At 69.1% G+C, this 24,955-nt stretch carries 23 protein-coding genes and 1 tRNA gene; 11 read left to right on the plus strand and 13 right to left on the minus strand.

What is annotated here, in order from left to right:
- The first annotated feature begins 238 nt into the window (after positions 1-238).
- The 3 genes from AP234_RS11200 to AP234_RS11210 all read left to right on the plus strand — a co-directional run bounded on the left by AP234_RS11200 (position 239) and on the right by AP234_RS11210 (position 3,326).
- Positions 239-1,522, plus strand: a complete 1,284-nt coding sequence (locus tag AP234_RS11200; protein ID WP_055479523.1) for an ABC transporter substrate-binding protein — start codon at positions 239-241, stop codon at positions 1,520-1,522.
- A 62-nt stretch (positions 1,523-1,584) separates the two neighbouring features.
- The gene (locus AP234_RS11205; protein ID WP_235558109.1) at positions 1,585-2,484 is read left to right on the plus strand and encodes a carbohydrate ABC transporter permease; all 900 of its coding nucleotides are present in this window, start codon (positions 1,585-1,587) and stop codon (positions 2,482-2,484) included.
- Entirely contained in the window at positions 2,481-3,326 is an 846-nt protein-coding gene (locus AP234_RS11210; RefSeq protein WP_055479525.1) for a carbohydrate ABC transporter permease, read from the plus strand. Before AP234_RS11205 ends, AP234_RS11210 begins: the two co-directional genes overlap by 4 nt.
- A gap of 32 nt (positions 3,327-3,358) precedes the next feature.
- On the opposite strand, the gene AP234_RS11215 is transcribed toward AP234_RS11210, so the two are convergent.
- A complete protein-coding gene (locus AP234_RS11215) occupies positions 3,359-4,495 on the minus strand; it encodes a LacI family DNA-binding transcriptional regulator (protein WP_235558110.1) in 1,137 nt (378 codons plus the stop codon).
- Positions 4,496-4,709: 214 nt separating this feature from the next.
- On the opposite strand from AP234_RS11215, the gene AP234_RS11220 reads away from it, so the two are divergent.
- Together AP234_RS11220 and AP234_RS11225 are read left to right on the plus strand one after the other, a co-directional pair.
- Positions 4,710-6,326 (plus strand): thiamine pyrophosphate-binding protein, encoded by a 1,617-nt coding sequence (locus AP234_RS11220; protein WP_055479527.1) that lies wholly within the window; start codon positions 4,710-4,712, stop codon positions 6,324-6,326.
- A 119-nt stretch (positions 6,327-6,445) separates the two neighbouring features.
- Positions 6,446-7,603, plus strand: coding sequence for a CynX/NimT family MFS transporter (locus AP234_RS11225; protein ID WP_235558111.1), 1,158 nt, complete (start codon positions 6,446-6,448; stop codon positions 7,601-7,603).
- 68 nt (positions 7,604-7,671) lie between these two features.
- On the opposite strand, the gene AP234_RS11230 is transcribed toward AP234_RS11225, so the two are convergent.
- On the minus strand, positions 7,672-8,043 hold the full coding sequence (locus tag AP234_RS11230; protein ID WP_055479528.1) for a phage holin family protein: 372 nt from the start codon (positions 8,041-8,043) through the stop codon (positions 7,672-7,674).
- A gap of 128 nt (positions 8,044-8,171) precedes the next feature.
- Between AP234_RS11230 and AP234_RS11235 the strand changes: the two genes are divergently transcribed.
- The 3 genes from AP234_RS11235 (at position 8,172) to AP234_RS11250 (ending at position 10,237) form a co-directional block, all read left to right on the plus strand.
- A complete protein-coding gene (locus AP234_RS11235; protein ID WP_055479529.1) occupies positions 8,172-8,447 on the plus strand; it encodes a hypothetical protein in 276 nt (91 codons plus the stop codon).
- Positions 8,448-9,521: 1,074 nt separating this feature from the next.
- Complete coding sequence (locus AP234_RS11245) at positions 9,522-10,070, plus strand: hypothetical protein (RefSeq protein ID WP_235558112.1); 549 nt, start codon at positions 9,522-9,524, stop codon at positions 10,068-10,070.
- A 93-nt stretch (positions 10,071-10,163) separates the two neighbouring features.
- Positions 10,164-10,237 (plus strand) — tRNA-Lys (locus AP234_RS11250).
- A gap of 71 nt (positions 10,238-10,308) precedes the next feature.
- On the opposite strand, the gene AP234_RS11255 is transcribed toward AP234_RS11250, so the two are convergent.
- Together AP234_RS11255 and AP234_RS11260 are read right to left on the minus strand one after the other, a co-directional pair.
- Positions 10,309-10,761 carry a protein-tyrosine phosphatase family protein gene (locus AP234_RS11255; protein ID WP_055479531.1) on the minus strand — a complete coding sequence of 151 codons (453 nt, stop codon included), beginning with the start codon at positions 10,759-10,761 and terminating at the stop codon, positions 10,309-10,311.
- A 47-nt stretch (positions 10,762-10,808) separates the two neighbouring features.
- Positions 10,809-11,315: a DUF6461 domain-containing protein gene (locus AP234_RS11260; RefSeq protein WP_055479532.1), complete on the minus strand. Its 507-nt coding sequence runs from the start codon at positions 11,313-11,315 to the stop codon at positions 10,809-10,811.
- 264 nt (positions 11,316-11,579) lie between these two features.
- Between AP234_RS11260 and AP234_RS11265 the strand changes: the two genes are divergently transcribed.
- Positions 11,580-12,545, plus strand: a complete 966-nt coding sequence (locus AP234_RS11265) for an anti-sigma factor RsbA family regulatory protein (protein WP_200926407.1) — start codon at positions 11,580-11,582, stop codon at positions 12,543-12,545.
- Here AP234_RS11265 and AP234_RS11270 read toward each other — a convergent pair.
- The 5 genes from AP234_RS11270 to AP234_RS11290 form a co-directional block, all read right to left on the minus strand.
- The gene (locus AP234_RS11270; protein ID WP_055479533.1) at positions 12,535-13,710 is read right to left on the minus strand and encodes a cytochrome P450; all 1,176 of its coding nucleotides are present in this window, start codon (positions 13,708-13,710) and stop codon (positions 12,535-12,537) included. The two genes, AP234_RS11265 and AP234_RS11270, sit on opposite strands and share 11 nt — an antisense overlap.
- A gap of 337 nt (positions 13,711-14,047) precedes the next feature.
- The gene (locus tag AP234_RS11275; protein ID WP_160330414.1) at positions 14,048-14,923 is read right to left on the minus strand and encodes a hypothetical protein; all 876 of its coding nucleotides are present in this window, start codon (positions 14,921-14,923) and stop codon (positions 14,048-14,050) included.
- Between the two features lie 66 nt (positions 14,924-14,989).
- Positions 14,990-16,450, minus strand: a complete 1,461-nt coding sequence (locus AP234_RS11280; RefSeq protein ID WP_055479535.1) for a hypothetical protein — start codon at positions 16,448-16,450, stop codon at positions 14,990-14,992.
- A 74-nt stretch (positions 16,451-16,524) separates the two neighbouring features.
- Positions 16,525-17,454 (minus strand): hypothetical protein, encoded by a 930-nt coding sequence (locus AP234_RS11285; RefSeq protein WP_055479536.1) that lies wholly within the window; start codon positions 17,452-17,454, stop codon positions 16,525-16,527.
- Positions 17,451-17,795, minus strand: coding sequence for a PadR family transcriptional regulator (locus AP234_RS11290; RefSeq protein ID WP_055479717.1), 345 nt, complete (start codon positions 17,793-17,795; stop codon positions 17,451-17,453). The genes AP234_RS11285 and AP234_RS11290 overlap by 4 nt, the downstream gene beginning before the upstream one ends.
- Before the next feature lie 1,061 nt (positions 17,796-18,856).
- Between AP234_RS11290 and AP234_RS11300 the strand changes: the two genes are divergently transcribed.
- Together AP234_RS11300 and AP234_RS11305 are read left to right on the plus strand one after the other, a co-directional pair.
- Entirely contained in the window at positions 18,857-19,336 is a 480-nt protein-coding gene (locus AP234_RS11300; RefSeq protein WP_055479538.1) for an ATP-binding protein, read from the plus strand.
- Positions 19,337-19,432: 96 nt separating this feature from the next.
- Positions 19,433-19,828, plus strand: coding sequence for a ChaB family protein (locus tag AP234_RS11305; RefSeq protein ID WP_055479539.1), 396 nt, complete (start codon positions 19,433-19,435; stop codon positions 19,826-19,828).
- A 4-nt stretch (positions 19,829-19,832) separates the two neighbouring features.
- Here AP234_RS11305 and AP234_RS11310 read toward each other — a convergent pair whose 3' ends face one another.
- The 4 genes from AP234_RS11310 to rfaE2 form a co-directional block, all read right to left on the minus strand.
- Complete coding sequence (locus AP234_RS11310; RefSeq protein ID WP_083502001.1) at positions 19,833-21,674, minus strand: transketolase; 1,842 nt, start codon at positions 21,672-21,674, stop codon at positions 19,833-19,835.
- Between the two features lie 263 nt (positions 21,675-21,937).
- The gene (locus AP234_RS11315) at positions 21,938-22,936 is read right to left on the minus strand and encodes an SDR family oxidoreductase (protein ID WP_152990373.1); all 999 of its coding nucleotides are present in this window, start codon (positions 22,934-22,936) and stop codon (positions 21,938-21,940) included.
- 34 nt (positions 22,937-22,970) lie between these two features.
- Positions 22,971-23,237, minus strand: a complete 267-nt coding sequence (locus AP234_RS11320; RefSeq protein WP_152990360.1) for a hypothetical protein — start codon at positions 23,235-23,237, stop codon at positions 22,971-22,973.
- A 10-nt stretch (positions 23,238-23,247) separates the two neighbouring features.
- Positions 23,248-24,702, minus strand: coding sequence for a D-glycero-beta-D-manno-heptose 1-phosphate adenylyltransferase (gene rfaE2, locus AP234_RS11325; RefSeq protein ID WP_055479542.1), 1,455 nt, complete (start codon positions 24,700-24,702; stop codon positions 23,248-23,250).
- Between the last annotated feature and the right edge of the window lie 253 nt (positions 24,703-24,955).

Consider the following 24,955-nt stretch of genomic DNA (forward strand, 5'->3'; position numbering starts at 1 on the left):
TTTCTGTGGGGGCGGTGTCGGGAGCCGTCATAGGTGCAGTTTGAACGTGGGGACCGACAGGTTCACCGGCTTTCCCGGATAAGACCGGTGGGACTTTCACGATGCAGAGACGTTATCCGGACAAACTTGACGCCGACCCTGCGGAGGTGGGTTGATGAAGCCTTGCTGACAACGTTGTCAGCAATATGGACGTATCTCGGGACCCGGTGTCATCACGAGAACTTGAAGGGATGTTGCGATGAGACGACGGTGGATGGCGGCCGTCGCGGTCTCTGTGGCAAGTCTGCTCACTCTCACCGCCTGCGGCGGCGACGCGAAGGAGAGCGGAGGCGGTGAGGCCGCGCACAAGAAGGTCGAGGTCTTCTCGTGGTGGACGGGCCCCGGTGAGGCCGACGGCCTGAAGGCGATGCGCGAGATCTTCGCCAAGCAGAACCCGGATTTCGAGTTCTTCGACGCCGCCGTCGCGGGCGGCTCCGGTGACCAGGCCCGGGCGTTGCTGTCGAGCAAGCTGCAGGCCAACCAGCCGCCGGACACCTTCCAGGGGCACGCGGGCGCCGAGCTTCAGGGATACATCGAGGGCGGCAAGCTCGAGTCGCTCAACTTCCTCTACGACGAGCTCAAGCTGAAGGACGCCTTCCCGCAGCAGCTCATCGACCAGATCTCGGTCCAGGGCCAGATCTACTCGGTGCCGGTCAACATCCACCGGTCGAACGTCCTCTGGTACAACCCGTCCGTACTGAAGGAGGCCGGGGTCGACGGCGCCCCGGCGACCATCGACGAGTTCGTCGCCGACCTCGAGAAGGTGAAGAAGACCGGGAAGATCCCGCTGTCGATCGGCTCGCAGTGGACCGTGGTCCACCTGCTTGAGAGCGTGCTGCTCGGCTCGCTCGGCACCGACGCCTACAACCAGCTCTGGGCGCCGAACGCCGACTGGTCGAGCGCCGAGGTAACCAAGGCGCTGGAGAACTTCAAGGCGATCCTGTCGTATGCCGGGACCCCGCAGGAGGACTGGCAGCCGGCGGCCAAGCAGGTCGCCGACGGCGAGGCCGCCTTCAACATCATGGGCGACTGGGCCTACGGCTACTTCCACAACCCGCCGGAGGGCGGCCTCGGCAAGGAGTCGCACAAGGACTTCGACTGGGCGGCCTCGCCGGGCACCGACGGCACGTTCATGTGGCTGTCGGACAGCTTCACGCTGCCCAAGGGCGCGCCCAACCGGGACGGCGCGATCGCGTGGCTGAAGGTGGCGGCCAGTAAGGAAGGCCAGGACGCCTTCAACCCGCTGAAGGGCTCGATCCCGGCCCGCACCGACGCCGACAAGTCCCTCTACCAGGACTACCTGAGCTGGAGCCTGGAGGAGTGGTCGAAGGACAAGCTCGCCGGTTCGATCCAGCACGGCGTCGTGGCCAACGACGCCTGGCGCAGCGCGATCAACGACGCGGTCGGCCTGTTCCAGCAGAGCCAGGACGGGGCCAAGCTCCAGGAGGCACTGGTCTCCGCCGCGAAGAACAACAACCAGTGAGTTGATCTACTTGTGCGGCTCACGCCATCGCGACGGCGTGAGCCGTACATGATCATTGTGAGGTGGAAGTGACGACGCGCGTGCGCAGATGGCTGCCCGGGCTGCTCCTGGTGTCGCCGTCGATCGTCCTCATCGCCGTCTTCGTGTACGGCCTGCTGGGGTGGAACTTCAAGGTCGCGATGACCGACAAGCACAACGAGATAGCCGAGATCCCCGGCAATTTCGTCGGGCTGGAGAACTTCGTCAGCATCTGGAGCGAGGAGCGCTGGGGCCTGTCGGTCCGGCACTCGATCATTTTCACCGCAGTCTTCGTCGGCGGCGCGCTCGTCCTCGGCTGGTTCCTGGCGTTCCTGATGGAGAAGGGGATCAGGGGCGAGGGCGGGTTCCGGGCGATCTACCTGTTCCCGATGGCGATCTCGTTCATCGCCACCGGCGTCGTGTGGCGGTGGCTGATGAACAGCGCCACGGGGGAGCGCGCGGTCGGGCTCAACCGGCTGTTCGGCTACCTCGGGATGGACTTCCTGCAGTGGCAGTGGTTCCGGGACCCCGATTGGGGGATGGCCGCGATGGCCGTTCCGGCGGTCTGGCAGATGTCCGGATACATCATGGCGCTGTTCCTGGCCGGATTCCGCGGCGTGCCCGAGGAGCTCCGCGAGGCCGCCCGCGTCGACGGATGCAACGAATGGCAGGTCTACCGGCGGGTGATCCTGCCGATGCTGCGCCCGGTCACGCTGTCGGCCCTGATCATTCTCGGGCACATCTCGCTCAAGGTCTTCGACCTCGTGGTGGCGGTGTCGGGCAAGCAGATCATCACCGATGTGCCGGCGACCTTCATGTGGACCGCGGTCTTCGACGCGCACGACCCGGCCAAGGGTGCGACCATCGCCGCCTACATCGTGCTGTCCGTGGTGATCTTCATCGTGCCCTACCTGATCTGGAACGCCAGAAAGGGGAACCGATGACACGCGGCAGGGCGCGGGCCGCCCGCTGGGTGCGACTGGGCCTGCTGGTCCTGTTCGTCGTGGTGTTCCTGATCCCGGTCTACGTGCTGCTGGTCACCAGCTTCAAGCCGCTCAGCGAGGCCGATCCCGGTCAGGCGTGGAATCTCCCCAAGGTCTGGACGGTCGAGGCCTGGCGCGTCGCCTGGGAGAAGCTCGAACCCGGAATCCTCAACAGCTTCCTGCTCGCGATCCCCGGCTCGCTGCTCTCGGCCGCGCTCGGCTCGATGAACGGGTACGTCCTGTCGAAGTGGCGTTTCCCGGGGGCGGACGTGGTGTTCACGCTGTTCCTGTTCGGAATGTTCATTCCGTACCAGGGGGTGATGATCCCGCTGGTCCAGCTCATGGTCAATCTTGGCGACTGGTTCAACCTGGATCTGTACGGCGGCATCCCTGGGCTGACCCTCGCCCACGTCGTGTACGGAATCCCGATCTGCACGCTGATCTTCCGGAACTACTACGTCACGATCCCCGATGAACTGATCGAGGCGTCCCGGGTCGACGGCGCGGGCATGCTGCGCACGTTCTGGTCGATCGTGCTCCCGGTCTCGGGGCCCGCGTTCGCCGTCGTGATCATCTGGCAGTTCACCTCGATGTGGAACGACTTCCTGTTCGCGGTGTTCCTGACCGGCCCGACGTCATGGCCCGCCACGGTGATGCTGAACAACATCGCGGGTGCCCAGACCGTGCCCTACAGCCAGCAGATGGCCGCCGCGATCCTCGCGTCGATCCCCACCATGGTCGTCTATGTGCTGCTGGGCAGATTCTTCATGCGTGGTCTGATGGCGGGCGCGCTGAAGGGCTGACCATGGGCCGGGTCGAGTCAGGGCGAGCCGAGTCAGGGAACCGTTTCGCCGGAGCCCCGCTCGATGAGCCGGGTGGGCAGTTCCAGGCGCAGGCCCGGCCCGGCGTGTCCGGACAGGCGCCGGAACAGCATCTCGGCCGCCGTCAGGCCGAGCCGGGAGGGGTCCTGCGCCACGATCGTGATGCCGAGCAGGTCGGCCAGTTCGAAGTCGTCGAAGCCGACCAGCGCAAGGCCGGCCAGGCGCCCCTGACCATGCCGTCCGGTGCCTCCGTGCCGTTCGGCGCCGTGCCGTACGGACCCGTGATCGTTGGAGCAGCGGCCGTTGGAGCAGCGGCAGGCGGAGCAGTGGTAGGCGGAGCAGCGCGCCGAGATCGCGTCGAGTACCCGCAGGGTCGCCACCGTGGTCCGGCCGTTGCCGGTGAAAAGCGCCGTCGGCGGGTCCGGCAGCGCGAGCAGTCGCTCGACGACGGCGCGCACCCGCTCCTGGTCCGGCGGCCCCATCGCGACGAGGCTCTCGTCGTACGGCAGGCCGGCGGCGGCCAGGGCCTCTCGATAGCCGCGCAGCCGCTCGACCGCGGTGAAGATGGCGGGCGAGTCGGCCAGGAAGCCGATGCGCCGGTGCCCGTGCGCGATCAGGTGGGCTACGCCGGTCCGCGAGCCGCCCGCGTTGTCGCTCAGCACGGTGTCGGCGCGGCATCCCGCGCCCGGGGGGCGGTCGGCGAAGACGGCCTTGATGCCGGCGTCGAACTCGGGGGCGAGGTAGCCGTGGTCGGTCCCGGCGGGCACGATGATCAGCCCATCGACCTGGCGGGCGCAGAAGGCGAGCACCAGATCACGCTCTCTGGCGGGGTCTTCGCCCGAGGAACCGGTGAAGACGAAGTGATCGTTCCGCAGCGCGACATCCTCGACCGCGCGGCTGAGCCCGGAGTAGAACGGGTCGGCCACATCCTCGATCACCAGGCCGATGCTCGCGGTGCGGCCCCGGCGCAGCGTACGCGCGCTGTCGTTGCGCCGGTAGCCGAGCCGGTCGATCGCGGCTTGCACCCGTTCCGCCGTGGCCGGGTTGACCCCCGGCTCGTTGTTCACCACACGGGAGACGGTTTTCAGCGCCACCCCCGCGGCCGCCGCCACATCGTTCATGGTCGGCCGACCGGATCGCTTCTCTCCCACGGTTCTGATCGTCTCGCATCACGGACGATGGTGACAACGTTGTCAAGCACTCGTTCCGCGTAGTAAACCTGTCTGTTCTCCGGCACCGGTCGCCGGAGGGCGATTGACGGGCCTGTGCCGGTGGCGTAATTTCCACAATCGGTACGGGAGAAGAACTATCGTTCGGCTCGCGAACGTTGGACGTTCGACGCATGCCTGTCGCGAAGGAGAGCCGATGAGCACGGGCTCGATGACCACTGTGAGCGATGCCGTGTTCGAGGTGCTCCGCCGCACCGGTATGACGACGATCTTCAGCAACCCGGGTTCCACCGAGATCCCGATGCTGGCCGGGCTGCCCGATGATCTGGACTTCGTGCTCGCCCTGCACGAGGGGTCGGTCGTGGGGATGGCGACGGGTTGGGCGATCGCCCACGGCCGCCCGGCCGTCGCGCTGCTCCACACGACGGCGGGACTCGGGAACGCGGTCTCCGCCATCGCCACGGCCCGGGTCAACCGAGCCCCGGTCGTGGTCGTCGTCGGCCAGCAGGACCGGCGGCATCTCGCGCTGGAGCCGTTCCTCGCCGGGCGGCTGCACGGCCTGGCCGGGGACTATCCCGTCTGGACCGACCACCCCTTGCGCGCGCAGGACGTCCCGGGCGCCATCGCCCGCGCCCGGCACGAGGCCGTGACCGGCCGCGGCCCCGCGCTGGTGATCGTGCCGATGGACGACTGGTCGGCGGAGTGGGACGGCACGATCGAGGCCGCGCCGGCCACGGTGATGCGGCCGGTCGCGGTGGACGAGCGCGATCTCGCCCCGCTCGCCTCCCTGATCGCGGAGGCGGATTCGCCCGCCCTGGTGGTGGGAGCCGGCGCCGACTCGGCCGAGGCCTGGGCCGCCCTGACCTCGCTCGCCGAGCGGCTCGGCTGCCCGGTCTGGCAGGAGTCGTTCGGCGCCCGGGCCGGGTTCCCGCAGGATCACCCGCGATTCGCCGGGTTCCTGCCCGCGAACCGTGCCGGACTGCGGGCGACGCTCAGGGGCCACGATGTGGTCCTGGTGGTCGGGACCGCGGCGTTCCGGCAGTATCCGTACGAACCCGGGCCGCTCGTCGACCCCGGCACGCGGATCGCCGTTGTGAGCGACGACCCCGCCGAGGTGCACCGCAGCCCCGCGGAGCTCTCCGTGCTGGCCGATCCCGCGGCGGCCTGCGCGCGGCTCGCTTCCCTGGTCCCCGGGCGGGCCCCCGCTCCGCCGGTCTTCCGGCCGCCGACCCCGCCGGTGCCCGCTCGTGCCGGTGAGCCGCTGCGCGCCGCGCATGTCCTGCACGAGCTCGCCGTACGGCTCCCGCCGGAGGCGATCGTGGTGGAGGAGACCCCGTCGTCCCGGCCCGACCTGCACCGGCTGCTGCGGGCCCGGCGGCCGCTGGGATTCGTCTCCGCGGCCATGGGCGGGCTCGGCTTCGCCCTCCCCGCGACCGTCGGACTCCGCATGGCCCTGCCGTACCGGCCGGTGGTCGGGGTCGTCGGAGACGGGTCATCGATCTACGGCATCCAGGCGCTGTGGAGCGCGGCGCACTACCGGGTGGGCGCGCTGTTCGTCGTGCTCGCCAACGGCCGCTACGCCGTGATGGACCGGCTGGCGGAGAAGAACGGCGCGGGCAAGGCTCCCTGGCCCGCGTTCACCGAGGTCAGCCTCTCGGCGATGGCCCGCTCGTTCGGCTGCCCGGCGATCCAGCTGGACTCCCATGCCGATCTCCTGGCCACCCTCGACGAGGTCGTCCCCACGCTCGGCTCGCGCACCGAACCGCTGCTCCTCGACGTCGCCGTCACGCCCGACGCCGAGTTCCACCCCTAGCTCGTGGTTCCGCCACCCCACGTGTGCCGCTGTCCGGCCGCTCCCGGGGCGGGGGAAGGGCCGATCACCCTTGTATGGTTTGGGGGATGATGAACCGTTCTAGGGTAGATCGCGGCCATTTGCTGCTCTTAGTCGGATTCATCCTGGCAGGGTGGAACCTCCGGCCCGCGCTGGCCGGGGTGTCTCCGCTGCTGACCGACATCATGGGGGACCTCGGGCTCACCGCGGCGGAGGGCGGGGCGATCACCACGGTCATGGTGGTCTGCCTCGGCCTGCTCGGTCCCCTGGCCCCGATCCTCGCCAACCGGGTCGGGCTCGACCGCACGCTGCTCATCGGCCTGCTCATCCTGGCGGTCGGCGTCGTCGTGCGCAGCGCCGGCGGTGTCGTCGCTCTTTACGGCGGGGCCGCCCTGGCCGGTACGGCCATCGCGGTCATGAACGTCATCATGCCGGCCATCGTCAGGCAGCACTTTCCCACCCGGATCGGGCCGCTCACCGGCGTCTACGTCTCGTGTCTGGTCGCCGGGGCGGCCGCCGCATCGGCGGTGATGGTCCCGCTCGCCGAGGTGGTCGGCTGGCGGGCGGCCGCCGGGTCGGCGGCGCTGCTCGCGCTGGTCGCGGCGGGACTGTGGTCATTTCAGGCGTTCCGTACGCCGCCACGGCGCGGTGACCGCGCTCCCGGGCATCGGCCGTACCGGGCGCTGCTGCGCAGCAGGACCACCTGGCTCGTCACGGCGTTCATGGGGCTTCAGTCGCTGACGTTCTACGTCATGCTGGCCTGGTTGCCGACGATCTTCCAGTCCGCCGGCGTCGCGGCCGATCAGGCCGGATATCTGCTGGGGCTGACGAACCTGGCTCAGATCGCGGCCACCCTGACCGTGCCCGTGCACGCCGGAGCGGCTCGCTCCCAGGTCCCGCACGTGACGGTCGCCGCGCTCCTGACGATCGTCGGGTACGGCGGGGTCCTGCTCGCGCCGACGACGATGCCGTGGTTGTGGATGGTCGTCCTGGGACTCGGCCAGGGGGCCTCGATCGCGCTCGCTCTGCTGATCATCGCGTTGCGCGCGCCGGATCCGGCCTCGGTGACCGCGCTGTCGGCGGTCGCGCAGTCGAGCGGCTACGTGCTGGCCGCCCTGGGGCCCGTGGCCATCGGACTGCTTCACCAGCTCTCCGGCGGCTGGCGGGTGCCGCTGCTCGCCGGGATCGGCGCGTGCGTGCTCCAGCTCGCGTTCGGCATGCTCGCCGCCAGGCCCCTGCCGGCGCAGCCGAGGCCGTGACGTCAGTCGATCTCAGCCGGCCTCAGTCGCGCTCAGTCGGCATCGGCCGTCTCAGTCGTCTCCCCGTCTCAGTCGTCTCCGAGGATCATGTTGAGGATCCAGCTGATCACCCCGACGACGATCGCTCCCCAGAAGGCCGCCCAGAATCCGCTGACATGGAATGGGAGATCGAGCTGCTCGGCCAGCCAGCTCGTCAGCAGCAGCAGGCCGGCGTTGACCACGAGGGCGAACAGGCCCAGCGTGAGCACGTAGAACGCGCATCCGACGGTCTTGATGATCGGCTTGAGCACCGCGTTCACGATGCCGAAGATCAGCGCGACCGCGAGTAGGGTGACGATCTGCTTGGTGGTGGTGTCGGCGGAGACCGTGATGCCGTCCACCAGTTTCGTGGCCCCCCAGAGGGCTGCGGCGACGACCAGGATCTTGAGTATGACCTTCACAGGAAGAATACTTCCACGATCCGGCAAAGAACGCGCGGGTGAGCGTGGCGAAGCCGCGTCCCGCCCTCCCGGCAGGGCATAAAAGACAGGCTTGGGGGAAGTCACCCTGGCTTGGGGGGTGAGGCCGGATGGATGAGCGAGAGATCGAGTCACTGTCGGCCAGGGAACTGCACGACCGCGCCGTCCGCTATGCCGTACGCCATGGCGACTTCGGGTTTCTGTGGGACCTGCTCAAGGTGATTCCGGCGGCCGAGGCCGCGAGCGGGAAGGCCGACGAGACTGCCAACGACCTCACTCGGGTCTCAGCGTTGCTCAGCGATGCGATGGCGGCCGGAGAGGGCCATCTCGGCGACGCGCTGCGCCCCGTCTACGTCGAGTATTTGTCGAAGCACCCGGACGCCTGATGGGGTCCGGATGTAGGCCGAAAATCCACCTGCGTATGACGACTTCATGACAACCCCGCTTGTAGGCTTGAAGCAGATCCTCAGGGAAGAGGATCGGACAGACTTTCATGAAGAAAGGACGCGGATGGGGGAACGCGTCCGAGAAAGCGGGGGCCCGCCGGTGCCTTTGGGGAGGGCATGACTGGCGGAACCGCTTTGATCCGGAGCCGGGCAGTTGGGGGACTGCCCGGCTCCGGCGTTTTCCGGCCCGGTGCCGGCCGCCCCACATCGAACGGCACATGCCGCCGGCGTCACGGCGATCTTTCCTTGAGCTCGGTGAGCTTCTCCTGGGCTCGGCACGCTTCCCCGATTCCGGGGGCCTGCCTCGAGTTCGGTGAGCCCCCCTTGCGCGCCGACGACGAGATCGATCTGTATCGCACCCCGGGTCGTGGGCCCGCTTCGACATCGGCCGCATGCCGTACCCGGAACTCGCGCTGTTCAGCGCCGACATCCTGGTGATCGCGGTCTTCATCGAGCCCGAGTCCGAGCCTGCGCCCGAACCCGAGCCCGAGTCCGAGCCTGCGCCCGAACCCGAGCCCGAGTCCGAGCCCGAGCCCGAGCCCGAGTCCGAGTCCGGTCTGAGTCCCGGGCCGGTCTTGTCGGGAGGGGGTCGCGGGGCGGACGGGAAGGCTTGTGTCGCTTCCACCGGGTTCCTGACCTGGGCTTGGGATAACCTGGTAGATCTTCTGGGCTTTATGGGCGTTTGGTTTTGCTCTGTCCTGACCTGTCCGGTAGCGTCCTATTTGTCATCAACGGGTTGTTCCTCCAGAGAGGAGATCTGCGTGGGGGACCCCATCCGCTGACTCATCGGATCACACGTCTGATCGACCTCGGCCCTCCGGCCGCATATCCCAATATCAGCGCCAGCAGCGCTCGGCACGGGTGATCGACCATTCTCGCCCGGCCTAAGGCCCCTTGTTCTCGGCCCGCTGATCTACGGGTCGGCTCAATGACTCCTGGCCTGCTTCTGTCGTCTCACGAAAGATCCCTATTCTCGTGTTCAAGACTTGGTTTGACCTGCGTAACAACCAAAGCGTGTCGAAGTTGAGCGCCCTCGCGTGCACCGTCGCCGTCGGCGCATCCCTCATGGCCGCCGCTCCCGCCCCGGTCGCGCCGGTTGTCAAGCCGGTCAACCAGACCATTACGGCAGTGGACGACGCCGCCCCCGTGCGGGAGGAAATCCTGCTCCGCGGCACCACCGTGGGTTCCTACTTCTGGGACGACTCCTCGGGCCGGAACGGGGACACCGGTCTGCCCGCGATCGGCCTGCCGATGCAGAAGGGAATGTTCGCCAGCCCGAGCTGGCCGCTCGGCACCGAGGGCTACGTCATCTACAAGGGTAAGAAGGCACCCTTCTTCATCGGCGACCGAGGCCCGGGCGTTCCCTCGGAGAGGGGCGTCATGCTCGATCTCGATGGTCAGACCTTCGCCGAGCTCGTCGGCGAGAGGTGGAACGCCGACTCGCTGACCGTCACCGGTGACGAGGGCCACATCGAGGTGGACTACGTCGTGACCAAGTGGGGCGACGGCCCCGGCACCCCGGGCAGTCCCCTCCCCTTCTCTTCGGGCGCCTGGCGGGGCTGAGCGGGTGATCGGGAGCTCCGGACGCGGGGCTCCCGAGATCATTTTTCGGTGTGCGTGCGGACTTCAGGAATGCTAGGGTTACGCACGTCGCCTGCGCCGCTAGCTCAGTTGGTCAGAGCAGCTGACTCTTAATCAGCGGGTCCGGGGTTCGAGTCCCTGGCGGCGCACAGATCGAAGACCCGGGTCGGTACGTCCGATCCGGGTCTTTCGTCATTCAAGGTCTTTCGTCATTCAAACGTCATTCAAACGTCATTCGGGCGGAACCGCCGAAGCGGGTGACGAAACGGCGTTGCCAGGGTGTCTCGACGGCGCGTGCGGCGTAGTGCCGTCTGACATACGCGACCGCCTCATCGTCCGGCACTCCGTCAAGCACGGCCAGGCAGGCCAGCGCGGTGCCGGTGCGTCCGTATCCGCCGCCGCAGGCGATCTCCACGCGCTCGGTTTCGGCCCGCTCCCAGGCCGCGCGCAGCGCTTCGGCCGCCGTCACACTGTCGGACGGCAGCCAGAAGTCGGGCCACCGGATCCAGCGGCTCTCCCACGCCACGGTCGGCGGTCGGCGGCCCAGCAGGTAGAGCGCGAAGTCGGGCCGTGCCCCCTGGGGGAGTGGGTGTCTCAGCCCCCGGCCGCGTACGAGCCGCCCGGAGGGCAGGCGCAGCACACCCGCCGCCGTGGGCTCCCAAGTAGAGATCACCTCGCCAGCCTAACTCCGCCGGCCGGCACTGCCCGGGTCGCGGCCGGTCACATGTAGTCGGGAAGAACGCCGGTGAGCGCGGGCTCGTCGTCGTCGCCGGGCAACGTCAGTCCGGTCACCATCTCGGCCAGCTCGGCCGCCTTGACGAGATCGCCCTCGGTCTCCATGTCCAGGACGCGCATCTGCTCCAGCAGCCGATCGGGATCGCCGCCCGAGCGGACGCCCGGCTGATCCGGCTCGAACTGAGTGATGATCACACCGTCCTCGGCGTACACGAAATCCTGGTCGAGGTTGACGTTGAAGAACACCGTGGCGGCCGCCGTGCCCTTGCTGAGCTTGCACATCACATCGTCGAGAATCCCCGCGAAGCCGTTCGGTTCCACCAGGACCACCCCGCCGGCGACGGGAAAAGCGGCGATCGCACCCTCGTCGTGACCCGACTCCACCTCGGGGTCGACGGTCGCCTCCATCCGGGCGAACGCCTCGGCCGGGGACAGGCCCCGGACGTAGGTCACGCACATGGCCTCGTCGTCGTACCAGTCGCTCAGATTCATGTTCCCAGACCCCTTCATACCGGTGGCCTTCTTAACGGTGGCCTTCATAACGGTGGGCCTGATCTTCGCACAGGGCTCCGACCGAATCGGAACTTTCGCCGCGGCCGCCGCTCACGGCCCCCGGATTCGCCGTCGTGATCTGTCAAAGCCCCTCGCGCAAGGTAATCGTTATGGCTCCGGAGTGGTATCAGGGCTGCTCAGGCGTACGCTGGGGAAAAGTTGACACGCGGCAGACCATCGGACACCGGGGGCTGGACTCCTGACATGAGCATGTTGAGGCACCCCGGCACCAGTGAGACCGCCGAGGTGTTCCAGCACATCGCACTGCTCTACCGCGACGACGACGAGTATGTGACCGTCTGTGCGGCCTTCGTGGAGGAGGCGCTCGCGCGCGGAGACCCCGCCCTGGTGGCCGTGCCCCGTCGGGGCGGCGATCTGATCCGGGAGCGGCTCGGCCCGAAGTCGGCGGCGGTCGCCTTCAGGGACATGAGCGTCGCCGGACGCAACCCCGGCAGGATCATCCCCGGCGTTCTGCTGGCCTTCGCCGCCGCGCGTCCGGGGCGCCGGGTGCGGATCATCGGGGAGTCGATCTGGTCGGGCCGCAGCAGCGTCGAGTATCCGGCCTGCGCGGCACACGACGCGCTGATCAACGTCGCCTTCGCGGGTCGCCCGGCGACCGTCCTGTGTCCGTACGACGTCTCCCGGCTGGACCCGGCGGTGATCGCCGACGCGCATCGGACGCACCCGCTCGTACGGGACGGCGCGGGCTCCCGGGCCGGCCCCGCTTACGCCGATCCGCTGGAGACCGCCGCAGCTTTCGATCTTCCGCTGCCGCAACCGCCATGCGACGCGGCGACCTGTGTCTTCAGCGAGGTCGGCGAGCTTCCGAAGGTGCGGGCCTTCCTCGCGAGTCAGGCGGCCTCCGCCGGACTCGGCGCCCGGCGGACGACCGAACTGCTCATAGCGGTCAACGAGCTCGCGACGAACACCACCGAGCACACCCGGGGGCCCGGCATGCTGACGGTCTGGGCCGAGGGCGGCAGCCTGGTGTGTCAGCTGGATGACACGGGCCGGCTCGCAGATCCGCTCGCGGGACGGGTGCCGCCGCCCGACAACGCGACCCATGGCCGCGGCCTGCTCGTCGTGAACGAGCTCGCCGACCTGGTGCGCATCCACCGGCACGCCTCAGGCACCGGCTTCCGGCTGCATTTCGACCTGGTCACCAGGTGACGGGCAGCGCGCGGAATCCGCCGGTCAGCCGGTCGACCCGCGGCTCCAGCCGCTCGTACGGCACGGCCGGCCGCAGGGTGGGGAAGCGCCGGAACAGCGCGCCGAACACGGTGCGCAGCTCCACCCTGGCGAGGCTCGCGCCGAGGCAGTAGTGGCTCGCGTAACCGAACCCGACGTGGGCGTGGAACATCTCGCGGGAGACGTCGAACCGGTCGGGATCGGCGTAGACGCGCTCGTCCCGGTTGGCCGCGAACGTGGCGAGCATCACCAGCTCACCCGCCCTGATCGTGACACCCGCGATCTCGACGTCCTCGTGCGCGTAACGGACCAGGCCGTGCTGGCTCGGCGCGGCCGTACGCATGATCTCTTCCACCGCGCCCGGCACCAGCGAGGGGTCGCGCAGCAGCGCCTCCCGCTGCTCCGGGTCGCGCAGGAGCAGCAGCACGCCGTAGTCGATCTGGTTGACCGTCGTCTCGTGTCCGGCGAACAGCAGACCTCCGGCGATCTTCGCGATCTCGTCCTCCGGCAGGTCGGCGGCGGCGAGGTCGGAGTACACGTCCTCGCCCGGTTCCTCGCGCTTCCCCTTGACGATCGTGTACGTGTACTCGCTCATCTCGTCGCGGGCGGCGGCCGAGCGCGCCGGATCGGACAGATCCGTCATCTCCTCGGCGATCGCCCGGAACCGGTCCCTGTCCTCGTACGGAACGCCGAGCAGCTCGCAGATCACCTGGATGGGCAGTGGGACCGACAGCCGGGCGTGCAGGTCGCAGGGGGGACCCTCCTCGGCCATCCGGTCCAGCAGGTCGGCCACGATCTCCTCGACCCGTCCCGACAGGGCCCCCATCCGGCGGGCGGAGAAGGCCGGTGCGAGCAGCCGCCGCATCTGGGCGTGCACCACGTGTTCCGTGGCGTGGTCGCCGTTCGGCCCGCCGATCAGGGCGTTGTTGGACAGGCGTGGGGCGGATTCGGGAGTCGGATGCGACCGGCCGAACCGGTGGTCCGCGAACACCTGCCTGATCTCGTCGTACCCGCTCACCAGCCATGCCTCGTCACCGGTCTCGGTCAGGACCTTGGTGATCGGTTCCCTGGCCCGCAGCTCGGCGAACTCGGGGGAGACCTCCAGGACGTCACTCCGCGCGAACGGCAACTGAGGGAGTCGAGACATGTCAGATTTCCCTTCAAGAGACGGCGGCCCCTCGAAGTTCTCACCTGATCAGCGATGACGCAATGCCGAAACACGTGGATATGTCGTTACCTGACCGCAAGACGAGTGAATCCTTGGCCGGTCGCCGGTCGCCGGTCGCCGGTCGCCGGTCGCCGGTCGCCGGTTCAGTGGGGGAGGAGGAGACGGCCTGGCGATGCCGGACAGCAGCACGACCCCGGCGAGCCCGGGCCCGGGCCCCGGCGCGCCGCCCATGAGCGCCGTCGCGATGCAGGCGCCCTCGCTGTGACCGATGACGGAAGCCACCATCTTGAAGCCCGCGACCTGAGACCGGCGGAATTCACTCCGCCAGGCCGAACTCCTCGTGCGCACGGCGTTGGATGTCCGTGTAACGCGTCTTGTAGACGGGGTAGAACTCCCGGCCGCATTTCAGGTCGTCGAGCGCGTCCCCGATTTCGCGTGTCAGGTACGGCCCGGCCTGCAGCGGGGTGAGATTCGGCTGGTAGACCCGGTGGTTCCCGTCCTCGTCCGTTCCGAAGGACTTCAATGGCTCGTCGGAGATGTCGTCGGTCCGCCCGATCTCGGTTATCTCGGCATTGAACCTGGCGAAACCGCGACCGGCCAGCGCGGACGGCAGGGTCGATTCGACGGCATATCCCTTTGCCCTGAGGCAGTCCGCCATGTTCTCGGCGAGCCGGACGAGCCGGAGATCGGCGTCGATCTCCGCGGCGACGAGCCGGTCCACCAGGGCGCTGATCTGGCGATGGTGATCCCACTCCGACGCGACGTCCTTGCCGGTGGCCTGCTTGACGGCCGGCCCATAGCAGCGGTCGTACGCCTCCTGGTAGGCCCGGCGCTGAGTGGTGGAGAGCGCGGCCCGGATCGCCCCGTTCGGACTTATCGGGACGTGCTCGGGCTTCACCCGGGGATTGCCGAACTTCTGCGGGAAGACGTAGATGGCGAAGGCGCCGTAGCCGTACTTGGCGCGGTAGGACCGCATCGCCGCGTAGTCGCCCCGACCCAGCCTGTCGTTCTTGAGCTCGGGATCGACCCGCTGCCAGGGCGACCCGTCGTCCGGGACGTAGCGGAAGCCGTTCTGCTCCATGCACGTCGCGAGCGAACGCTCGATCGAGTGCTCTCGCGCGCCGCTCGACCGAACCACGGTGAGCGACTCGGCCGTGCCCGCGCAACCGGTGACCGAAAGCAGCGAGAGCACGGCCGAAACCGTGAGCGTCCCGCGGCGAATCGACGGAGTGATCGGGCGAATCGGCATGACGACAGTTCACCTCAGGCCGCGTAGGGCCCGCGTCTCGTCCTGCACGGCCAGCGCGGCGGCCAGGCAGGCGATGGGGATCACGGGCAGCACATAACGATGGTCGAAGTCGAGCACCGCGACGGGCGCGACGAGCAGGGCAGCGGCGACGCTCCACGGCAGCAGGGCGGCCCGGCGCTCCCACCTGTCATCGGCCCGCCGTCCGCGACGGGCGACGCGTGTCACGCCCACCGACCCCAGCGCGCCGACGAGCAGGATCGCGCCCAGCATCGGTCCGCGCAGGTATGCCGGGTGCTGGTAGGCGACCAGGAAGTCGGCGTACGGACGGACCGCGTGTTGGGGCCGGATGCCGGAGTCGTACTCTCGCTTCATCTTGCCGATCAGCGGTTCGTCGGGGAAGGCGTCGGCGTCGAGACCGAAGCCGAAGGCCGGGACGGCCCACGTAGGGTGGGGCACGGGAGTCCACGCGAAGGTGAGCGCGGTGTCGTGGACGACGTCGCGCAGGTAGTCGAACGGCTGGGCCAGGATCGCGCGGAGCGCGAACGCGCGGGCGGCGTCGTTGCGCTCGAACGCCCCGCCGGGGAGCCGGTCGGCGCGCTCGCCGAACACCCAGTAATACTCGCCGGCCGTGTCCTCGACGACGCCGTTCGGGCAGAGGGGGGCGAGTTCGGGCGGCGGTTCGATCACCGAGCAGTCGGCGAAGGTCATCGTGCGGGCCCACAGTGAGATCCCGTCGACCTGCGTGAGGGTGAACCTGCCGTGCTCCTCGGCGTACCAGCCCGCGTACGCCGCGAGCGGGAGCGTCCCGGCCAGGGCCAGCGCGAGCAGCGGACGCAAGCCGGCCGCCCGCCGCTCGCCGCGCCGTACGGCCCCCCGGCAGGCGAGGACGAGCAGGATGAGGAGGAGCAGCGGCAGTGCGATCGTCCGGGTGATCGCCGCGAGGGCCAGCAGCAGCCCCGCCCAGGTAGCGGCGCGGACCGAAGGCCACGGCGACCACATGAGGACGGTGAGCGCGGCCGTGATCAGGAAGATGAACAGCGTGTCCGACAGGACCGCGTGCTCCAGCCGGAGGAACGAGGCGTCGAACAGGCCGGGCACGGTGGCCACGGACGCGGCCCAGCCGGGCAGCGACCGGCGACGCAGCACCGCGTAGATCAGCACCGCGGTGGTGAGGCCCAGCAGGTGATTGACGGCGGCGAGCAGCTCGACACTGTGGAACGGCCACAACGCTCGCAGCAGCAGCGAATACCCGATCGGGTGCAGGCCGGTCGACGGCCGGAGATGGATCGCGTTGTCCAGGTAGGTGAAGGAGTCGTACCAGTAGAGCTTGGCCGGACGGTACGCGAGCATCGTCACCACCCGGAGCGCGGCGGCGAGCGAGAGGACCACGGCGAAGACGCGGTGATCCGCGAGAACGCTGATGCGGCGGCCCGGCGGGTGCGGCGCCGTCGAACGGACGTCTGTGAGCACGCTGAATCCGATCCTCGTGACGACGCGGTCGTCGGTCTGGAGGGTGGCTGTGCCGGTGATCAGGGGGAGGCGGGTCAGAGCCGCAGCGCCGCCCGGGAGCGGTACGGCACGGCGGTCGCCGTGACGGCCAGGAAACCGAGCAGCGCCCAGTGGGCGACATCCTGACGGCCCGCCGAGTCGAAGTTCTCGACCAGGACGGCGATCTGGACGAGCACGTACGGCACGGCCGCCACCGCCCAGCGTGGGTCGCCGGTCGCCGCGCCGGCCCAGACGGCGAGCAGCAGCAGCGCCGCCTCGAGCCCGACCCTGGCCAGCGACCGGGGCGACCCGGCCGCGACGGTGAGCCAGGCCGGGTCGGTGCACGCGACCAGCGGAGCCAGCGCCCACCAACCCGGGAAGCGGCGGCGCGGCGGACGGGGGCGAACGGCGAGGACGAGCAGCCCGAGGAGCAGCACCGCATGGGTGATCACCGGGGTGATCGGGCCGCCCATGCCGTAGAGCGCGGTCTCGTTGCCCCAGAAGGAGTCGGGGAAGACCGGCACCAGCGTCTGATCCAGCCACGGGCGGCCGAGTGCGATGGCGGTGGTCTTGCTCCCGACGAGCAGAACGAGCGGCATTGCGAGCCGTACCCGGCCATGCGCCACAGCGAGCACGACGCCGGCGGACAGGCACACCCACAGGGGGATCGAGCCGGCGTAGGGGAGCAGCAGGCCCAGGTCGGCGAGGGAGACGATCAGGAGGCCGAGGTGGAGGCCGTCCGGCCACGGCGGGCCGTGCGCCGCGCCGGCGATGCGGGTGCGCAGGCCGCCGCGGACGAGCGCGGCCGATTCCGTCATCCCCGGCAGTGCCCGCCCCGGTGGCGTGGTCTCCAGCAGCGTGCCGATGAACTCGTCGCCGAACCGCTCCCGATAGTCCCGCGGATAGGCGCGCAGCAGCAGCCGGTATCGCCGCTCCAGCGCCCCGCTCCTCGTGCTCCCTGTCCCGACGGCCTCCGTCTCGGTCATGAGAACGCCGATCCCGGGTCGGCGATCCGGCTCATGACGACGGAGGCGGCCTGCCGCATGCGCAGCGCCTCCTCCGACAGCACGTGACGGCCCTCGTCGGTCAGCCGGAAGTAGCGGCGCGGGCGTCCGTCGACGGTCTCCTCCCGATCCACCTCGATCAGCCCGTTGGCGGCCAGACGGTCGAGTGCTCCGTACAACGTGCCGACCGGCAGCTTGATCCGGTTCTCGGAGAGCCGGAGCGTGCACTTGATGATCCCGTGCCCGTGCAGCGGGCCGTCGAGGAGCGCGGCGAGGATGAAGTAGGTCGGCTCGCTGATCGAGGGTGGTGATCTCCTGGCCATGCCGGGCACCATACTTCGCGAGACGAAGTATGGTCAAGCCGAGATCAAGGTGTTCAAAGGGTGTGACATGCACCGAAGCGGGGGGAGGTCGCGGAATCAAGACCCGACGAAGTGATCACATCGAGCGGAAGATCTTCGCCCCACGTGCGGTGGCCGCGCCGTGGGGCCGGGCAGACCGTTTCTCACTACCGTTCGTGTCCGGGCGAGCGCATCCGTACCGGGCACCGAAGCCTGGGGGTGGTGGCGAAATGCGGTTCTCAGCCGAGGAAGTGGTCTGGAGACAACTGCGCGGGGAGTATGCGGGTCGCTGGTCCATCTGGCGCAGCGATGCCGGTCGCTGGTATGCGACCAGGTTGACCAGGTTGCTGTCCCGCGCGGAAATGGATCAGGGAATGATTATGACGGCCTCCGCCGAGGACGCGGACGAGCTCCGCGAGTTGCTCGTGGCCCAGGATCGGCTGGCCGGCCAGACCCTCTCCACCTCGCCGTGATCTTGCAGTTTCTCGCATGTGAGGCTAGGAGCAGGAACTACGCCTTCGTGATCTTGCGGCTTCTCGCAGGTCTACCCCCTGAGCAGGAAAAACACTCTCCCTGATCTTGCACTCCGTGTCGGTGCAAGATTGGTTGGTGTGAAGGTGCAGGTCGGGCGGCATGCCTGTGAGTATCTGCAAGATCGGCGAATGGATCGGAGCAGGTCGGCGGGCCTTCATGCGAGAAATTGCAAGATCACGGGGTGGGGGAAATGGCGTGGTCGCGCTCGGAGTGGTGGGACATGTCGGGATGACGGGGGCGGGGCGGCAAATACTTGTTTCATCTAGTTTCATGCGTTGTCGCTCTCCGTCGTCGTCCCCCGGCGGCCGGCCGTACGGCATGCTGCTGAGGAGTGGTGTCAGGTGAAACTTTGTGAGCTGCTAGAACGCCGCAGGTCCTCCCAGGTTTCCTGATAAAGGCGGACATCCGGCTGCTCGGTGGCAAACAATCTTGTTTCTCCGCATTCACAAAACCACGGAGCGTCCCGTATGGTTGCTGTGGGAGCGCTCCCACGGATAAAGGAGGCGCACGTGAATCTCCCGTTCGGAACCGCGCCACTGGACGTGGCACTGGTGGGGAACGCGGTGTGGACCGTCGAGTGCCTCCTGCCGGCAGTCGGCGCGAGTGTGGCGGACGCGCGATCCCTGATCCGTCGTGAACTCGGCAGATGGGGCGTGGAGCGGCTCATCGACGACTGCTGTCTCGTCGTCAGCGAGCTCGCCGCCAACGTGGTGCGACACGGCGGGACCGTGTTCACCATGCGCCTCGGCAGTGACGGCCACTGGGTCTACGGGGAGATCTCCGACCAGGGGGAGGGCCTGCCGCAGCAGCGGGACGCGGACATGGACTCCACCGATGGCAGGGGCCTGCTGATCGTCAGCGAACTCGCCGACGACTGGGGCGTCACGCCGTACGCCCATGGCGGCAAGACCGTCTGGTTCGTCATGGGCACCGGGCGCACCTCGCACATGCCGATCGTGCCGAGCCGATCCAGGATCACGGTCGGCTGAGCCGCACCCGTCGTAGTCCATTCCTCCGGGGTCACCCACGTTTGAGACGTGCGGGGAGGAAAAAGCAGAAGGAGTAGCCCCGGAGGGAGAAATGACATGCCAGGACGTGAGGAACTCCCGTCGACCCTGGAACGCTCGCCCAAGGAGGCCCAGGAGACGTGGATCAAGGCGCATGACTCGGCCGTCGAGACGTACGGCGAGGGCCAGCGGGCCCACCGTACGGCGTTCGCCGCGCTCAAGCACACCTTCGAGAAGGTCGGCGACCACTGGGAGAAGAAGGGCGGGCGCGGTCCGTCCGACGCACAGGCGAAGAAGGGCACTCCCAAGCCCGGCCGTACGGCCGAGGGCGTCGACGCGAACGCGTCCAAGCAGCACCTCTACGACGTCGCTTCCCGCCTCGGCATCGAGGGCAGATCGAAGATGACCAAGGAGGAGCTCGTCGACGCCATCAAGAAGGCCAACCGCCGCGCCACCGCCAAGGCCCGCGAGTGACCGCTCAGCCGGCGGCCCGCTTGACCAGGTCCTGTACGGCCAGGCGGATCGCGTGCCGGTCGATGCCCGCCTCCTCGAGCTGCTCCTGAGGGGTCGCCGACCCCGGCAGCGCCGAGACGGCCAGCTTCACCACCGGCACGGGTGAGGTCGCCAGCGCGGCGAGCACCGCGTCACCGAGGCCGCCCTCCGGCCAGTGATCTTCCACCGTGACGATCCCGCCGGTGTCGGCGGCCGCGGTCCGCAGCCGCTCGGCGTCGATCGGCTTGACCGAGTAGGCGTCGATCACCGTCACCTCGATGCCGTCCTCCCGCAGCAGGTCGGCGGCGGCGAGGGCCTCGTGTACGGTGATCCCGGCGGCGACGATCGTCGCCTGGTCGCCGGTGCGCAAGACCTTGCTGCCGCCGACCGGGAAGTGCTCGCCCGCGTCGTAGACGACCGGCGTGGCGCCCCTCGTGGTACGCAGATATCGGATCCCGCCCAGCCCGGCCATGTCCCCGACCAGCCGCGCCGTCTGGTTGGCGTCGCAGGGGTAGAGGACCGTGCTGCCGTGGACGGCCCGGAACGCGGCCAGGTCCTCCAGCCCCATCTGCGACGGTCCGTCCTCGCCGATCGACACGCCCGCGTGCGAGCCGACCAGGCACAGGTCGGCCCGGCTGACCGCCGCCATGCGGACGAAGTCGTACGCCCTGGTGAGGAACGCGGCGAAGGTCGCGGCGTACGGCTTCCAGCCGCGTGCCTGCACGCCGATGGCGGCGGCCACCATCTGCTGCTCGGCGATGTAGCACTCGAAGAACCGCTCGGGGTGTGCCTCGGCGAAGGCCTCGAGCCTGGTGGAGTCGGCCACCTCGCCGTCGAGCGCGACGACGTCGCCGCAGGCCGTGCCGAGGGCGGCGAGCGCCTCCCCGAACGCCTCGCGCGTGGCGACCTTCTCGCCCACCTCCCAGACCGGCAGGTCGAGCGTGCCGGTGGCGGCGAAGCCGTACGGATCACGCGGGCTCGTGGGCGGCTGCACCTCGACCGTCAGATCGCGCGGCCCGCCCAGCTCGGCGATCGCCTGTTCCGGGTCCGCGATCGGTTTGCCGTGCTTGCCCTCCCTGTCCTCGACGGCCGACACGCCGTGGCCCTTGGACGTCCGGGCGAGGATCGCGGTGGGGCGGCGGCGTGTGCCGCGCGCGTCGGACAGGGCGTAATCGATCTCGCCGGGGTCGTGGCCGTCGATCTCGATCGTGTGCCAGCCGAACGCGGACATCCGCCGTGCGTAGGCCGACAGGCCCCACCCGTGCCGGGTCGGCCCGCGTTGCCCGAGCCGGTTCACGTCGATGATCGCGGTGAGGTTGGTCAGCCCCTCGTGTCCCGCGTGTTCGAACGCCTCCCACATCGATCCCTCGGCCAGCTCGCTGTCGCCGCACAGCACCCAGATGTGGTACGGCAGGCGGTCGAGCTTGCGTCCGGTCAACGCCAGCCCGACGCCGACGGGCAGCCCGAAGCCGAGCGAACCGGTGGCCACGTCGACGAACGGCATGCGGGGCGTGGGATGGCCCTCCAGCCTGCTGCCGCGGCGGCGGAACGTCAGCAGCTCTTCATCGGTGATGACGCCCGCCGCTTTCGCCATCGAGTAGAGCAGCGGCGAGGCGTGCCCCTTGGAGAAGATCAGATGGTCGTTCGCCGGATTGTCCGGGTCGCGTACGTCCAAGCGGAGATGGCGGGCGAGCAGCACGGCCATGAGCTCGGCCGCCGACATGGAAGAGGTCGGATGGCCGGAGCCGGCGGCGGCCGACGCGCGCACCGAGTCCACCCGGAGCTGGGCTGCGAGTTCACACAGAAAGCGGTAGTCAGGCTCGTCCACCGCCCTCAACTACCCCGCCTCGGCGAGCTATACCACCCGAGTCTGGTCATTTCCCGGCAGCGGCGGCCTATTTTGTGGTGGGTCGTTTCGAGGCGGCTCGGTTCGGGGCGCTCGTTTCGGGGTGGCTCGTTTCGGGGCGGTCGTTTCAGGGGTGGCTCGTTTCGGGGCGCTCGTTTCGGGGTGGCTCGGTTCGGGGCGGTCGTTTCAGGGGTGGCTCGTTTCGGGGCGCTCGTTTCGGGGTGGCTCGTTCGCTCCGCCGCGGGTCATTTCGCGGCGGAGCGCAGGGCGAGGGCCGCGACCGCGGCGAGACCCGCCGCTCCCGTGGCGACCAGCCGGCGATGCCGGGACAGCCACGTCTGCACGCTGCGGGGATGGGACCGGTCGTCGAAGTCGCCGTGAGCGCCGTAGTCGCGGTCGGTGTCCGCCGGCTCCCAGAGGTTCGACACGCCCGTGGGCGGCTTGCCGTCGACGAGCTGCGATTGCACGCCGGTCCTGGCGAGGTAGCGGTCGAGCAGGGCGGGGATGATCCGCTGCCCCAGGATCGTGGCCGCTGTGCTGCCGCCGACCCAGTATTCCTTGCGCTCCGGATGCTCGGCGGCGAAGACCAGCGCCTCGGCGGCCACCTCCGGCTGGTAGATCGGCGGCACGGGCTGCGCGTGCCGCCGCATCCGGGTCAGTCCCCAGTCGAACTGCGGCGTGTTCAGCGCCGGGAGCTGCACCATCGTTATCTTCACACCGGAGTCCTCGGCCAGCAGCTCGGTCCGCAACGCCTCGGTGAACCCCTTGATCGCGTGCTTGGCGCCGCAGTAGGCCGACTGCAGCGGGATCGACCGGTAGGCCAGCGCCGAGCCCGCCTGCACGATCACGCCGCGGTCGCGCGGCCGCATCATCTCCAGCGCCACCCGGGTGCCCCACACGTATCCCAGATAGGTCACCCGGGTGACCCGTTCGAACTCCTCCGGCGCGACCTCCATGAACGGTGCGAACACCGTGGTGAACGCGACGTTGATCCACACCTCGATCGGACCCAGCTCGGCCTCGATCCGCTGGGCCGCCTGCCGTACACCGTCGTAGTCGGCGACGTCGGTGGCGTACACCTTGGCGATGCCGCCCTCGGCGCCGACGTCCACGGACGCGCCGGCGAGCCCGGCCTCGCCGCGGGCCAGGAGAGCGACCTTCGCCCCCTCGGCGCCGAGCCGCCGGACCACCGCCCGCCCGACTCCGCCGCTCGCTCCGGTCACCACCACGACCTTGCCGTTCAGGCTCACCAGGCATCCTCCCCTTCGGCTCTGGCCGTCAGCCTCTGGACTCGGGGCCGCCGCCCAGTTTGCGCTGCTTGCGTACGGCGAACACGATGCTGCCGGCCGCGATCAGGGCGATCAGCCCCACCGCCACCAGCAGTCCCCACAGATGTGCGGTTATCGACAGGATCGCCACCGGCACACAGAAGAGCAGGACGAACGACGCGATCCGGATGCGGATCACATCCATCGGCGTCGTCTGCACCATCGCCTTGCCGGTGGGTGACACCTGTTCTTCACCCCAGCTTGGTTCCTCACCCATGTGGGAGCCCCTACCCTCGGATTCGGTTGACTATCGCGGTGGTCGACCGTTCCGGTACGTAGCTCAGCACGCGGACCTCGCCGCCCAGCCGTCGGACCAACTCGGCCTCCGGCAGCAGGTCGGGGTGATAGTCGCCGCCCTTGACGTAGAGATCCGGGCGGACGAGCGTGAGCAGCTCGACCGGGCTGTCCTCCTCGAAGACCGTGATGTAGTCGACGCAGCCGAGCGCGGCGAGCACGGCCACCCGGTCCTCACAGTGGTTGATCGGCCGGCCCCGTCCCTTCAGGCGGGCCACCCCGTCGTCGCCGTTGACGGCGACGACGAGCACGTCACCGAGGCGGGCGGCCTCCTCCAGGTACGCCACATGGCCCCGGTGCAGCACGTCGAAGCAGCCGTTGGTGAAGACGATGCGCCTGCCCTGCTCGCGTTCGCGGGCCAGACACGCGGCCAGCCGGTCGGGCGGCAGCGCGGTGTCGGGGCGGAGCGCCCGCTGCAGGTCGTCGCGCGTGCAGACCGCCGTCCCCGCCCGCCGGACCACGACGCTCGCCGCCGCCTGTGCGATGTCGGCCGCCGTCTCCGGGGCCGCCCCCGACGCCAGGCCGAGGGCGAACGCCGCGGTGAACGTGTCGCCGGCGCCGATGCTCATCGTGTCCGGCGCGGGTGTCGCATAGGTCCGGTACGGCTCCCGCCCCCGCCGGTGCAGTAGCGTCCCCTCGCCGTCGAGCGTGGTGACCACGAGTTCCGCGCCGGTGGCCGCGAGCAGCCGGTCGGAACGGGACGACAGGAAGCCCGGCCGGTCGCCGTTCCCGGTCTCGCCGAGGAGGCGCTGGACCTCCCGGTAGTTGGGCAGCACCGCGCGGGGACGACTGCCTCGCCATCTGGCCACGTCGTGCGCGTCCACCACGAGAACGCGCGATTCACCCGATGCCGATTCGCCCGATGCCGATTCACGCAGGGCCTGCCGTACCGCCGGGGTGCACACGCCGCCGCCGTAGTCGCAGGCGATGACGACGTCGGCGTCCGCGACCAGTCGCCTGATCCGTTCGATGAGCTCGCGCTCCGCCGACTCGGGGATCGGCGCTCCGTCCTCCTCGTCGTACCTGGCCACGATCTGGCCGTCGGTGAACACGCGGCGCTTGACCGATGTCCGCCGGCTCCTGGCGATCACCAGGCCATCGATGTCAAGGCCGCCGAGGATCGCGTTGAGCGTGGCCCCGGCCGGGTCGGCCCCGGTCACCCCCAGCATGTGCACCCGGGCGCCGAGGGCGGCCAGGTTGGCGGCGGTGTTGGCCGCGCCACCGGGCTGCTCCTCGATCTGCTCCAGCGTGACCACGGGCACCGGGGCCTCCTGTGCCATCCGGCTGCTGTGGCCGCGCAGCCACGAGTCGAGCATGACGTCCCCGACGACGACAGCGGTGACGTCGCCGAACCTGTCCAGCGTCTCTTCCGCCATGAAGTCCGTCATGTCCGGCCGTTACCCCGAGAAGCAGTCAAGAAACAGCCCGTGATGCCCCCGGCGGGCGCCCGACGTCGTGTCGGCAACGTGATCTTCCCAGCACCAACGTCCAAGTCGACGAGACAACGGCATCGGACGCAATCAAAATGATTTTTGGACATGCCGTATATCGCTAAATATAGAGAAAATATAGAAGTGTTGTGATGTAGATCACGTAAAATCTCTCTGGACTCTGTTGATCATGTGTGGGTAAATTGCGGTT

It is taken from the genome of Sphaerimonospora mesophila, from assembly GCF_001417795.1.
In the GTDB taxonomy this organism is placed as follows: domain Bacteria; phylum Actinomycetota; class Actinomycetes; order Streptosporangiales; family Streptosporangiaceae; genus Sphaerimonospora; species Sphaerimonospora mesophila.

What these genes read in the sequence shown, in the direction of transcription:
- AP234_RS11305 (WP_055479539.1), top strand. Translation starts at nt 19,433, where the DNA reads ATGCCAGGACGTGAGGAACTCCCGTCGACCCTGGAACGCTCGCCCAAG.
- rfaE2 (WP_055479542.1), bottom strand. Translation starts at nt 24,702, where the DNA reads ATGACGGACTTCATGGCGGAAGAGACGCTGGACAGGTTCGGCGACGTC.
- AP234_RS11200 (WP_055479523.1), top strand. Translation starts at nt 239, where the DNA reads ATGAGACGACGGTGGATGGCGGCCGTCGCGGTCTCTGTGGCAAGTCTG.
- AP234_RS11260 (WP_055479532.1), bottom strand. Translation starts at nt 11,315, where the DNA reads ATGAATCTGAGCGACTGGTACGACGACGAGGCCATGTGCGTGACCTAC.
- AP234_RS11270 (WP_055479533.1), bottom strand. Translation starts at nt 13,710, where the DNA reads ATGTCTCGACTCCCTCAGTTGCCGTTCGCGCGGAGTGACGTCCTGGAG.
- AP234_RS11285 (WP_055479536.1), bottom strand. Translation starts at nt 17,454, where the DNA reads ATGACCGAGACGGAGGCCGTCGGGACAGGGAGCACGAGGAGCGGGGCG.
- AP234_RS11210 (WP_055479525.1), top strand. Translation starts at nt 2,481, where the DNA reads ATGACACGCGGCAGGGCGCGGGCCGCCCGCTGGGTGCGACTGGGCCTG.
- AP234_RS11320 (WP_152990360.1), bottom strand. Translation starts at nt 23,237, where the DNA reads ATGGGTGAGGAACCAAGCTGGGGTGAAGAACAGGTGTCACCCACCGGC.
- AP234_RS11235 (WP_055479529.1), top strand. Translation starts at nt 8,172, where the DNA reads ATGGATGAGCGAGAGATCGAGTCACTGTCGGCCAGGGAACTGCACGAC.
- AP234_RS11265 (WP_200926407.1), top strand. Translation starts at nt 11,580, where the DNA reads ATGAGCATGTTGAGGCACCCCGGCACCAGTGAGACCGCCGAGGTGTTC.
- AP234_RS11220 (WP_055479527.1), top strand. Translation starts at nt 4,710, where the DNA reads ATGAGCACGGGCTCGATGACCACTGTGAGCGATGCCGTGTTCGAGGTG.
- AP234_RS11290 (WP_055479717.1), bottom strand. Translation starts at nt 17,795, where the DNA reads ATGGCCAGGAGATCACCACCCTCGATCAGCGAGCCGACCTACTTCATC.